This is a genomic window from Nocardiopsis sp. iso_186 (assembly GCF_056173365.1).
The window spans coordinates 4,615,637-4,627,919 of sequence record NZ_CM149670.1 but is presented as its reverse complement, the minus strand read 5'-3'; the positions used below and the strand labels follow the sequence as shown (position 1 = coordinate 4,627,919).

Sequence of the window (12,283 nt, the reverse complement as noted above, 5' to 3'; positions counted from 1 at the left end):
GCCATGCGGGGACGCACCGGTGTGGCGTTCTTCGTCGCGGTGCTCCTCCCGCTGGGCGGATGCGTGGGAAACCCGCCGCGCAACGTCCCCGGCCTGGCGCATCCGGCTGCCGTCGCGGAAACGGGGTTCCGCCTGGTCGGCGACGCCCGTCTGCACGACTACAAAGGCGTCAACCTAGTACTGCCGCCCGGTTGGACCACCGGCGGCTCCGCGTCCTGCCTCGTCCCGCCCGGAGCCGACCCCCAGCCCGGCGGCGAGTGCCCCAACTCGGCCCTGCACATCCGATCCAACGCCGTCCAGGACGGCATCATCGATGCGGAAGGTGCGGACCTGGACGATCCGAAGAAGTGGCGGCGCCCCTGGGCGGCCTGTCCGGGCGGTTCCCCCACCGACGGTCCGGTCCGTACCGGAAACGCAACGATCACCGACAGCGGTGGCTTCGCCCTGGTCAGTGGCGAGCAGGCCAGGTTCAGCGAGTGGACCGTGCCCTGTACGGACGGGGTGTCCTTCCGCACCCTGGTGTGGTTCGTCGCCGAGGCCGGGCTGGAGTTCGACGTCCCGGTCGCCCAAGAGGACGCCTACCCGGGATACGCCGCGATCGTGCACTCCGCCGACCTGTCGGGGTACGAGGGCGACTGAACCGTCGGTCCGTGCCGTGGACGCCCGTCCTGATCGGGGACGGACCCGGGAGGGTTTCATTCCGTGAGGCGTGCGCCCGCCAGGATCTCGTTGACCACGGTCGGTTGGTGTCCGGATTGGCGGATCTCCAGATACAGCGTCCGGTCGTAGGCGCGATGGTTGAGCGCTGCCGTCGTGAAGACACCACCCGAGGGGCAGTCCTGCCACTGCCAGACCTCGCCCTCCCAGCGCCCGTTGCCGAATCGCAGCCGCTGGGGATGTCCCGGACAAAGGGCGGAGCCCACCAGCCGATCCAGCCCGGCCAGGCCGCGATCGCCGTCCTGTTTCACCAGCCCGGCGAACACCCCCGACACGTCGGCTTCCGGATCACCCCAGGCCGCCACGTCGGTGGCCACCAGCAACCCCGGCTCGTGTCCACCGGGCATGCCCAGCTCGCGCGGGGACCAGCCGTTCACCTGCATCTCCCGCGCCCAGGGCAATGGGATCAGCATCTGGATCTCGGCGGTGGAGTCGTAGACGTCCACCAACTCCACCCCGGGCGAGGCTGCCGCGGCGGAGGCCCCCGCCAGGACCGCCAGTGCGGTCGCCGCTGCCAGGGCACTCCGTGCCCCGATTGCCCGATAGCGGTGCCACCACGGTTCGGCGAGTTTGAGGTCGGGGGCCATTCGGATCTCGCGGATCCGTGAGGTGAAGGTGGCGGCATCGGGTGGGCGCTCCGCGCGGTTCTGCGCCATCGCCGACATGATCAACTCGTCCAGGGCCGGGGGAAGACCGGGACGGGACCGGCTGGGGGGAACCAGGACCGGCGGACGCGGTGGACGCTTGCCGGTGAGAAGTTCGTAGGCCACCGCGCCCAGCGAGTAGACGTCGGCACGCACGTCGATGTCCCCGCCGATCACACTCTGCTCGGGGGACATGTACCCGGGAGTGCCCGCGGCAGCAGTGAAACCGGACGCCTCGTCGATGCTCTTGGCGAAGCCGAGGTCGGCGACCAGGACCCGCTCTCCGACCGGGCTCGACTGCAGCAGCACGTTGGAAGGTTTGATGTCACGGTGAATGGTGCCGTGCCGGTGCAGGACGGTCACGCCCTGGCCGATTTCGGTCAACAACCTGAGCGCTTCGTCCATCGGCAACGTCCCCGCCGCGATCCGGTCGGCGACACTGCCGCGGTCGGCGTAGGTCATCACGAAGTACGGCCGCTCGTCGGGAAGCGTTCCGATGTCGTGCACCCGGACCAGCCACTCGGAGTCGGCATGGCGCAGAATGCGCGCCTCCTCGACGAAGCGGTGATGAATGTCCAACTGGTGGGCCCAGTTCTCGGCCAGCACTTTGATCGCGACCGGTGTGTCGAGCAGATCGTCGTGTCCCAACCAAACGGTGGCGAACGAGCCCGAGCCCAGCCGACGAAGAACGCGATAGCGTCCGAAACGCTCCGGTTGTGCCACAGCTACTGCTTTTACCATGTCTTCACCTGCCAAACGTCACGTTTGTTCGGACCGAGAGGCGGAGCCGGAGAAGCGGGCGACACGTTCGGGCGACACGACACTGCTGTCGTGAGAGGTGTGTAATACCTGGACAGCGATCTCAGTTGGGAGCCATCTGCCGTGCGCAACGCAGACCAGCCTTACGGTTCGGACCGGGCAGAGCCCGTCGCGGAGGAGTCCCTGGAACAACTGGCGCTCCGCGCCAAGGCAGGGGACCAGCCGGCTCTGGAGGAGCTGCTGCGCCGAATCCAGCCGGACGTGCTGCGGCGATGCGCCCGCTTCCTGCCCTACAGGCAAGACGCGGAAGAGGCGTGCCAGGACGCGCTGATGCGGGTCGCCGCCAGCATCGAGCGCTTCCGTGGTGAGTCGCTGTTCACGACGTGGCTCTATACAGTGGTCTCCAACTCTGCGCGACAGACCTACCGCTCCATGAAACGGCGCTCGGCGGAGCTGCCCACCGAGGCCGAGCGGATTCCGCACCAGAGCGACCCGCGCACCACCAGCGTCATCGCGGGTTCCAGGATCGACCTGCTGGAAGCACTGGACCAGTTGGAGCGCGATCGCCCCAATCTGGTTGCCCCTCTGGTACTGCGTGATCTGTGCCAGATGGAGTACAGCGAGATCGCCGCTGAGTTGGACCTCGCGTTGGGGACGGTCAAGTCCCGTATCCACGAGGGGCGCAAACGGGTCCGGAAGTCGCTCGCCGTCAAGTAGGACGGGACATGCAGATCCCGGGAACCGCGCGGGTCGGCATGACCGTTGCCGGCCGGTTCGTTGGTTACGGTTGTTGCCAGCAGCGGCCCCGCGACCCCCGGATCGCATGACCCGCGGCCCGACGAGAGCGCTGCGGTGGTCGTCGCGCCTTCGGAACCGCCCGGTACCCAAAGCAGTGGAAAGGTGACTCTCATGGGGCTGCGTGACCCCCTTTACTGGCTGTACGAACGGCGGATCGAGCGCAAGCTCGGAACCTTCGAGATCCCCCGGCACGTCGGAGTGATCCTCGACGGCAACCGCAGGTGGGCCAAGACCAGTGGACTGGCCAACGTCAACAAGGGACACCAGGCCGGCGCCGACAAGATCTTCGAGCTGCTGAGCTGGTGCAACGAGGTGGGTGTCCAGGTGGTCACGCTGTGGCTGCTGTCCACGGAGAACCTCACCCGCCCACCCGAGCAGCTCGAACCCCTACTGGCCATCATCGAGGAGACCGTTCGCCGCCTCGAACACGAAGGCTTCCGGGTCAACCCCATGGGCGCACTAGACCTGTTGCCCGATGCGACCTCCCGTGTCATGAAAGAAGCGGGTAGCGCCACATCCGAGAATCCCGGTCTGATTGTGAACGTGGCCGTGGGGTATGGAGGTAGGCGTGAGATCGCTGATGCGGTTCGGTCGCTCCTGCAGTCGGAGGCGGCCAAAGGCACCACGATCGAGGAGCTCGCAGAGCGCCTCGACCTGGAGCACATCGCCGAGCATCTCTACACCCGTGGCCAGCCCGACCCGGACCTTCTCATCCGGACCTCGGGAGAGCAGCGCCTATCCGGCTTCCTGCTCTGGCAGAGCGCGCACTCGGAGTTCTACTTCTGCGAGGTCTTCTGGCCCGCTTTCCGCAAAGTGGACTTCCTGCGCGCGCTCCGCTCCTTCGGTGCGCGGAACCGACGCTTCGGCTCGTGAGCCGGATCCCAGTTCTCTCCTGGACCAGGAAGCGACACGCGTAACCCGGTGTTCACACGCTGGGTGCCGCTGGGGTCTTGCTCTTTCACCCGAGCCGAGTACCGTCGGTATCCAGTGGCAGGTGCGCATCCTGCCGCTCGGGAGGCCCCGACTCATTGACGGTCCTGGTCAATCAGGAACTCATCGTGATGAGGGCCGGTCCCGGCCCTCGTGGGGCTGGTCCCGGTCCTTGGTATCCCGTGAGTCTAGGGTGCTTGAATGCGCCCAGGGGGAGAACGAGTGGCTAGTTCCTCGACCGCCCGCCGCGACCTCGACACCAGTGCCTCAGACGAGGCGCGATTGCGGCGCACCTATGTGCTCGACACCAGTGTCCTTCTCGCGGACCCAATGTCGATCACCCGCTTCGCCGAACACGAAGTGGTCCTGCCGATCGTTGTCATCACCGAGCTTGAGAGCAAGCGCCAACACCCCGAACTGGGCTACTTCGCCCGCGAGGCGTTGCGTCGCCTGGACGACCTAAGGGTCGCCTTCGGCAGCCTCGACGTCCCGGTATCCGTCAACGAGCTCGGCGGTACCCTGCGCGTGGAGCTCAACCACAGCGATCCGAGTCTCCTCCCGGCCGGTTTCCGGCTGGGGGACAACGACACCCGGATACTGACGGTCGCCCGCAACCTCTCGGCAGAGGGCTGTGACGTCGTCCTGGTCAGCAAGGATCTCCCCTTGCGGATCAAGGCGTCGTCGATCGGTCTGGCCGCGGACGAGTACCGTGCCGAGCTCGCCATTGAGCACGGGTGGACCGGGATGGCAGAGCTGGAGGTGCCCGCGCACGAGATCCAGGACCTCTTCGAGCACGGTTCGACGGATGTCGAGGCGGCCCGGGACCTGCCCTGCCACACCGGGTTGGTCCTGGTCTCGGAGCGGGGCAAGGCACTGGGCCGGGTGCTGCCCGACAAGTCGGTGAAGGTGGTCAGGGGCGACCGCGACGTGTTCGGCCTGCACGGCCGCAGCGCCGAGCAGCGGATCGCGCTCGACCTGCTCACCGACCCCGATGTGGGCATCGTGTCGCTCGGCGGCAGGGCCGGTACCGGTAAGTCCGCGCTCGCGCTCTGTGCGGGGCTCGACGCCGTCCTCGAACGGCAGCAGCACCGCAAGGTCGTCGTGTTCCGCCCCTTGTACGCGGTCGGCGGTCAGGAACTCGGCTACCTGCCGGGCAGCGAGTACGAGAAGATGTCGCCGTGGTCGCAGGCGGTCCACGACACGCTCTCAGCGGTGACCACGCAAGACGTCGTCAACGAGGTCGTGGAACGGGGGATGCTGGAGGTCCTGCCGCTCACCCACATCAGGGGCCGCTCGCTCCACGACTCCTTCGTGATCGTCAACGAGGCCCAGTCCCTGGAGCGCGGGGTGCTGCTGACCGTGTTGTCGCGGCTGGGGGAGAACTCCAGGGTGGTGCTCACCCACGATGTCGCCCAGCGCGACAACCTTCGGGTCGGGCGTTACGACGGCGTGGTCGCCGTGGTCGAGAAGCTCAAGGGCCATCCCCTCTTCGCCCACGTCACGCTGACCAGGTCGGAGCGCTCTCCGATCGCCGCACTGGTCACCGAGATGCTGGAGGGCTGAGCCCCTCGGAAAGCAGACGCAGGGGGCGGTTCCGGTAAGGGAACCGCCCCCTCGCGTGTGCCCCGTCCTCCGGCAACCGCCTCGCCTACTCCATGCGGCGCAGGGCATGACCCAGGCGACGCAGGTCGCGCAGGCGCCGTTCGTAGCGGGCCCCGACCGCCAGGAGCAGAACCCCCGCAACACCCACCGGAATCCAGTTGGGCAGCGTCAGCACCGTCTGCCACAGTGGTGGCCCGAACGCCTGGGCTGCTGCCAGCACCAGGGTGACCGACCCCGTCAGCAGCGGTGCCAGGAGTCGCCACCGAGCCCCGGCCAGCGTCGCGGCCAGGGCGCTCGCGGCGAGCACTCCGATCCGCCACGGCTCGGCCCCGGAAGCCAGGTAGGTGGCCCCGAGACCGGGAAGGAACAACAGGGCAAGGCCAGGGCCGTACGCCATCCAGGTCCTCGTTCCGGGCCGACGCCCGCGCCACTCCCTTCCGACGGCCAGTGCCGCGAGAGCAGGCAACAGTGTGTAGGGTTCGGGCGCCCCGACCTGTAGCCAGCCCAGGAACACCCAGACGGAAGCCATCATCAGCATCGCTCCGACAGCGCCCAGCGGCGCGCGTCCGGGGCGCGGTGCCGCGCTCAGGGCGATCACACCGAGGCCGGCCAGCACCGTGCCGGCCATCTCCGGCCGTCCGCCGATCAGCGCCAGCAGGACAGCGGCCAGCCCGAGGACCCCCGCCGCACCCTCGGCGGCCATCAGCATGCCGCGGTCCGGTCGCACCAGGTAGGGCATCAGCAGTACCCCTGCAACCACCACGACCAGCGCCAGTGCCGCCGTCTCCGGGGGATGGCCGAAGGCCAACGGCACAGCCGCCGCGAAACCTCCGCCTGCCAGTACCGCGACCACTCCCGCACCGACGGCGAAAGCCGTGTCCGATGCCCCGGTGGAGGCCGGACGCGACGGACGGTGTCCCGCGATGACAAGGCAACTGGCGGCCACGACCGTCACCAGCCCGGTGACGACCAGCGTCGCGCCCGGCTCGGCCAGGCTCCAGGCCACGGCCAGGCCGGCCGGCCACAGTGCCACCACCCCGGTGAAGACGGCGAATCCGGGGCGCCCGGACAGCGCCGCGACCCCGCCCAGCGCGGTGGCCACGAGCAGCAACCATCCCAGGGCCATGCCGTAGCCCAGGTTCGTGACCACCGCATAGGGGGCCAGTACCGGTGTGGCCATGAGGACCGCGGCCGGGGCCACGGCCTTCGGGACGCGCGTCCACAACAGAACCAGCACCGCCAGGCCGCTCACCGTGACGACTGGAAGAGTCAGCGGATCGGGCTCGATCCCGCCCCACGGAGCAAGGACCCCCGAGGCCGGGGCGAGCAGACCCTCCGGGCCCGTCCCGGTCCAGGCTGCCACGACCCAGGTGTAGGGGGCGAGCAGGATCATGCCCAACCGTGGTACCGCGGTGACCATCGCCGCTGCCACGCACAGCGCTCCCAGCACGGCCACCCCCGTCGCGGGAACACGCGCCAGGGTGCCCGCCAGTCCGATCAGCAGCACCCCGGAGAGGGCCGCCACCAGCGGAGCCGACCCCGTTGCCCCGGTGGCCAGGGCGGCACTCACCATCAGTGCCAGCGCCGCCACCACGAGGCCGCCCCGTCGCTCCGGTCGTTCCGTGCCGTCCGGTCGTACCGTGGCCGTCGCGTGGTCGTGCCACCGTTGTGCCGCGGCCCGATTCGGCGCCACGGCCGTGCGCAGCCATGCTGCGGCACCGCGCCGCGATCGCGCCGACGACAACTGTGCCGCGACGCCGAGCACCGCGGCCAGCGCCAGCGCCACGTAGGGGAGTCCAGCGGGATCGACCGCGACGCCCACACGAGGCAGCGCCGCGTACCCGGCCTGGACGGCCAGTGCCAGCCCCGTTCCCGCGACAACGACCGGTACCGCAGCGGCAACCGGCGCATCGGCCCGGGTCCGAGCGGACACGGCCAGCGTCGCCACGACGCCCAGTACCCCGAGCGCACCCAGTACGGCCACGGTGCGTGCCGGGGTGGTCAGCGCCCAGCCGACGGTCAGTACGGCGACGAGGAGTCCGCTCCCCGCCGCCACAAACGCACCTGCGCCAGTGGCGCGGGCCGCCCGCCCCAACAGCAGTCCCGCCGTAACCGTGGCGGCGGTCAACGCGGGCAGCACCGGTATCGCCAGATGGGTGATCAGCAACAGGACCATGACCCCTCCGGCTGCCGAGCCCGCGCTCACCACCGAGCCCCGTCCTCCGCCCAGGCCGGCGAGCAGCGCCAGCACGGTCAGCGCTACGGCGCAGGCCGCAAGAAAGAGCAGCGGGGCGCCGCCCCCGGCCGCGGTGGCCAGGGTGGTGTCGGTTCCCCACCCGGCGTCCCAGGCAGAACCGGCCACCGTCAGCGGGCCCAGCAGCATCGCCGCGACCCGGTCGCCCACCAGAAGAAGGGAGCCCGCCCCCAGAAGACCGGCCAGCGCACCGAGCGCCTGGTCGGCGCGGACCGTTCCCACCGGCCGGGTTCGCACGGGGTGGGTCGCGGCCACCAGAACGAGCAACCCGCTCAACCCGGTCGCCAGAGCGGTGAGCTCCCGGCCTTCGCCGAGCGCCCAGACGATCGCGGCCCCCAGAGGCACGAGTCCGCTCGTGTCCAGTGCGATCACCTGTGCGCGGCGCCCGCCTGCCCGGCCCGCGGCGGTCGCACAGCCCACTGCGATCGCCGCGGCGCTCAGCAACGCCGGTACCGCTGCCCCTGCTGTTGCCTGGGCATAGACCAGCGCAGCCCACACCAGGCCGGTCAGTGCGAGGACTCCCGCCACAGCGGTCGCCGCGCGGGTGGCGACAGGCGCGGCCAGCACCGCCGCCGCTCCGGAGGTAGCCGCCAGCACTCCCAGGACGACGACCGTCGTCACGGGGCCGGCCAGACCGGCCGCAACCGCCGCAGTCCCGGTCAGGCCGGCCAGGGCCAGTGCCGGACCTCCTGCCGACAGCACCGGAACGCGGACAGGAGCGACCCCCGACATCCGGACTTCAGTCGATTTGTTGACAAAAGTGGTGGTTCGGTGGCGTCCCGCGATGACCGACAGGGTCACCAAAAGCACCGTGGCGACGGTAAGCGCCATGGGGATCAGAGGGGCGGGAAGCCATGCGGTGGCGATCAGCGCACCCATCGTCCCCGCCGTGGTCGAGGAGATCGGCCCCGCGCCGCGGTGGCGAACCGGCGGCCACCAGGCGGCACATCCCAGCAGTACCAGCAGGGAGAGAGTGGCCCCGAGTTCGGGCTGGCCCGCCACGAGCGGACCCACGGGACCGGCCCAGACCGCTCCCACTTGGGCGAACGGTCCGAGAACCACCTGTGTGAGCAAAGGCAGCGACAGCAGCCCCACAGCGGCCAGCGCGATCCCGGCGCCCCACGCAACCGCAGCGGGCGCATGGCGCGGAAGCGAGCGATGATGGCTACCCGCCGCCAGGGCCGGGACCGCCGCCAGGGCCAGAGCCAGGGCAGCCGGTCCCGTTCCTGCTGTTCCCGCGAGCGCCACCGCCAGGCCCAACGGCACGAACAGTGCGGTGTCCACCGCCATGACCTGCACGGCTGCCCCGGTGTCCGCCGAGGGGGAAACGGGTGCGGATGGGCGGCGGCGGTCCAGGGCGGTGGCCGCAGCCACTGCCGTCCCGGCCACTCCCAGCAGCACGCCGACCACGATTCCCAGAGGGAGGGGCCAGAACACATTCACCCCCAGCGTCGCACCGGAGGACAGGAGCACGGCCGCCACCGAGTAGCAGGCCCGGACAGCCGGCGGCGCACCTCGGACGCCCGACAGCACCGCCCCGGCCACGACCACCACGGTCAGCGCACCCACCACGGCGACCGCCGACCCGCGGTCGGCCAGGGAGCCGCTCGCAGCCAGCACGCCCAAGGGAAGACTGACCACCAGCGCGGTCACAACGGTGCGGCGACGAGCAACAGGGCCCCAGAGGCTCCCAGCGCCCTCGACCGGAACACGCAGCAGCGCCGCGATCCCGACCAGCACCGACGCCGTTATCGCCAGGATCACCACCGACGCGGTGTGCCCCAGCAAGTGCCCGGCTCCCGTTCCGGTGAGGACGATTCCCGCCAGCCCCGTTGCAGCACTCCACGCGGGGGCCCGGGAAACGGTCACCACAACCGTGCCCGCGACCACCGCCGACAGTGTCCACAGGAGCCCCGCCCCCCAAGGCACGGCCGACCCCACCAGCAGGACATGCCCCTGCCCCGGGCGAGAGAGCGGCCCCAGCAGATCCAGTAGCGGGAGCAGCCCGACGGCGCCGACCAGCCCGGCCACGCCGAGAGTTCCGACCACCACGAAACGAGGACCGTGGCGATGGGCGGCCGGCAGAAGCCCCACCACGACAGAGGCGATCATCGCCGCTACTGCCAGGGACAGCAGTGCCCACACCGGGGAGGGGAGGAACCCGCCCACGGCGACCGGGGGGACCAGGAGCCAGGACAGGGCGGCCCCCGCGCCCGCCGCGGCGCGGCCCGTGGCCCACCGGCCGGCCCGCGCCTCCAGCACCGCGACCGCGCCGCACAGCAGCAGCGCGACGGTCGGCCATCGCGCGAATTCGCCGGCTTCCCCGCTCAGCGCGCCGATCGTGGCGTTGACCAGAGCAAACAGGGAGGCCGTGATGATGGCGGCCACCCAGCTGATTGCGGCCGCCGTGGACAGCAACCCCTGTTGTGCCGCGGCCCGCGGGGTCGAACGAACCACGACGTTGCCCAGCGCGGTCGTCGCCAGTGCCAACGGGAGCACTTCAAAACTCGGCCATACCGCGATGCCGACAAGGATCGGGACGGGTTGGGCGAGGACTGCTGCCACGACACGCGGACCGCGCAATGGGACCAGCAGCGGATAGGCCACGAGGAGGGCGCAGATGGCCGCCAGGGCCGCCGCGGTATAGCCCGCTACGGGGAGCGGGAGGTCGGTGACGATCCATAGCGCGATCGCGTTCAGGCAGAGCAGCACGGCGGCCAGCACGCCGAATGTCTCTGCGGTGGACCCCATCCCCCTTCGGTGCAGAGGCCGCGCGGCGACGGCGGCGAGCGCGGTGAGCCCGCCCAGGACCAACGCACGCGTTCCGACCCCCAAGTCGCTCCAGCTGACGATGGTGAATACGGCTGCGGCCACGGCGATCAGCAGACCGCCCAGGGCGAGCAGCACGTTCTGCACCGAGAAACTGGACAGTTCGAGCCGTGGACGCGCCCGTGGACCGGAGGGTGCGGCTACCGCAGCGCTGTGCGCCGGGCCGCTTCCCCTCTGATGCTCCACCGGGGGAGAAGCGGCCACAGGCGAGCCGAGTGCGGCGGAGGGCCGGCCGGGGGCGGGGGCCCAGGGCGGGGGCGAGAAGCGGTGCGGCGCCGGCCCGACCTCTGCGGGCGCCGGTTGCGGTGGACCGAACGCGGGGCCCGGGCGCGGCGCGGGGGAGAGGCGTGCCATGCGGGCACGGTGTGCGGCAGCCGCGGCGTCGCGCTGGCTGCGCAGATGAAGGACCAAGGTGTCGCGTTGCAGGTAGAGCCGGCTCCGGCGCTGCTCGACGGCGCGAATCCGGGCCAGGACCCTGCCCAGGCTCTTGGCCGTCGCCCCTGAGGAGGGAAGGCCGCACACGTGGCACATCGCGCTCCATGGCGCCAACCGGGTACCGCAGTCCGGGCACGGGGCATCGGGTCCGTAGGCGTTCATAGGACAGACGATCCCAGAACGGGACGCCCTGGCCATCGCCTCGGGTACTCAATCGCGACCTGGGTGTACCTGCTCACCGCCCTCCGCGCACCCGGGTACTTCGATGGCCGGCAGGCCCGTGTGCCGAAAAGGCCAGAAGAATCACTCTTCGTGAATTAACAATTTCTTTGAGTAGTGTGATCTGCCTCATGGTGATTTTGGTGTTATTTGGTCGTGATCATGAGGCAGGGTGGAGCCCGTTCCTGAAAGAACCCCGAGAACCGTGCGCCGGACGCTGCGTGAACGAACCCGTCCAATCACCCCGCGCACTAAGACCTCAGCGGGCGATGCGGGTGGCCCACGTGCCCGACCCCCCACCCGTCGCCGCACCTCCTCACCACGAGGTCCTCGGGGTGCGTTCGATCGTGTGCGAGCTGTGGGGCATACGACCGTTGAAAGGCCGATTCTTGCTGAAAAACCGGATTTCGCTTCGGGTGGCCACGGCGGCCGGAGCGGCGGCGGTCGTCGTCGCGGGGACAGCTTTCGGCGTCTCCGCATTCGCCGACACCGGGGCTGTGCCGGACCAGGCGGCCTCCGCTGCGGTTCTGCCGGAGGACGCACCGGTCGAAGAGGAGATCCCGTTCTTCGTCGACTCCGACCCCCTCACCCAGGAAGCGCGCCAGAACCTGCGCGCCCAGGCCACCACCGAGCGCGATGCCGCGGTCGATGCCGGTTCCGCGTCAGCCCAGGGCGAGGTCGCACCGGAGAAGGAGGAAGAAGAGGAAGAGGCAGAGGAGGAGACCTCCGGCGGAGGCGACCAGGGCGGAGGCGGAAGCACCTCTCCCGTTCCCGCCTCGGAGTCCAAAGCCATCGCCCGCGAACAGTTGACCGCCCGCGGGTGGGGCGACGACCAGTTCAGCTGCCTGGAATCCCTGTGGGAGAAGGAAAGCAACTGGAACCACCTCGCCCAGAACCCCAGCTCGGGAGCCTACGGGATCCCGCAGTCGCTGCCCGGTTCCAAGATGGCCAGCGCCGGTTCCGACTGGCAGACCAACCCCGCCACCCAGATCAAGTGGGGGCTGGGCTACATCAAGGACCGCTACGGCGCCCCCTGCGACGCCTGGCAGCACTCCCAGAACAACGGCTGGTACTAGAGCCGGGAAAGCGGTCCGCC

Annotated in this window: 7 protein-coding genes; 5 read left to right on the top strand and 2 right to left on the bottom strand. The window is 70.1% G+C overall.

What is annotated here, in order from left to right:
* Positions 1-3 precede the first annotated feature (3 nt).
* Positions 4-639, top strand: a complete 636-nt coding sequence (locus AC0VYP_RS20335; protein WP_285757666.1) for a hypothetical protein — start codon at positions 4-6, stop codon at positions 637-639.
* 56 nt (positions 640-695) lie between these two features.
* Here the strand turns inward: AC0VYP_RS20335 and AC0VYP_RS20330 are convergent, their stop codons facing one another.
* Positions 696-2,084, bottom strand: coding sequence for a serine/threonine-protein kinase (locus tag AC0VYP_RS20330; protein WP_475471269.1), 1,389 nt, complete (start codon positions 2,082-2,084; stop codon positions 696-698).
* Between the two features lie 159 nt (positions 2,085-2,243).
* Here AC0VYP_RS20330 and AC0VYP_RS20325 point away from each other — a divergent pair, with 159 nt between their 5' ends.
* The 3 genes from AC0VYP_RS20325 (at position 2,244) to AC0VYP_RS20315 (ending at position 5,411) form a co-directional block, all read left to right on the top strand.
* Positions 2,244-2,837 (top strand): RNA polymerase sigma factor, encoded by a 594-nt coding sequence (locus tag AC0VYP_RS20325; protein ID WP_285757664.1) that lies wholly within the window; start codon positions 2,244-2,246, stop codon positions 2,835-2,837.
* Positions 2,838-3,029: 192 nt separating this feature from the next.
* Positions 3,030-3,791 carry an isoprenyl transferase gene (locus tag AC0VYP_RS20320; protein WP_285757662.1) on the top strand — a complete coding sequence of 254 codons (762 nt, stop codon included), beginning with the start codon at positions 3,030-3,032 and terminating at the stop codon, positions 3,789-3,791.
* Positions 3,792-4,145: 354 nt separating this feature from the next.
* A complete protein-coding gene (locus AC0VYP_RS20315; RefSeq protein WP_475474317.1) occupies positions 4,146-5,411 on the top strand; it encodes a PhoH family protein in 1,266 nt (421 codons plus the stop codon).
* 85 nt (positions 5,412-5,496) lie between these two features.
* On the opposite strand, the gene AC0VYP_RS20310 is transcribed toward AC0VYP_RS20315, so the two are convergent.
* A complete protein-coding gene (locus tag AC0VYP_RS20310) occupies positions 5,497-11,130 on the bottom strand; it encodes an SCO7613 C-terminal domain-containing membrane protein (RefSeq protein ID WP_475471268.1) in 5,634 nt (1,877 codons plus the stop codon).
* 446 nt (positions 11,131-11,576) lie between these two features.
* Here AC0VYP_RS20310 and AC0VYP_RS20305 point away from each other — a divergent pair, with 446 nt between their 5' ends.
* Entirely contained in the window at positions 11,577-12,263 is a 687-nt protein-coding gene (locus AC0VYP_RS20305) for an aggregation-promoting factor C-terminal-like domain-containing protein (protein WP_285757659.1), read from the top strand.
* The last annotated feature ends 20 nt before the right edge of the window (positions 12,264-12,283 follow it).

Excerpts from the sequence above, each read along its gene's own strand:
- AC0VYP_RS20335 (WP_285757666.1), top strand. The coding sequence starts at position 4 with ATGCGGGGACGCACCGGTGTGGCGTTCTTCGTCGCGGTGCTCCTCCCG.
- AC0VYP_RS20310 (WP_475471268.1), bottom strand. The coding sequence starts at position 11,130 with ATGAACGCCTACGGACCCGATGCCCCGTGCCCGGACTGCGGTACCCGG.
- AC0VYP_RS20320 (WP_285757662.1), top strand. The coding sequence starts at position 3,030 with ATGGGGCTGCGTGACCCCCTTTACTGGCTGTACGAACGGCGGATCGAG.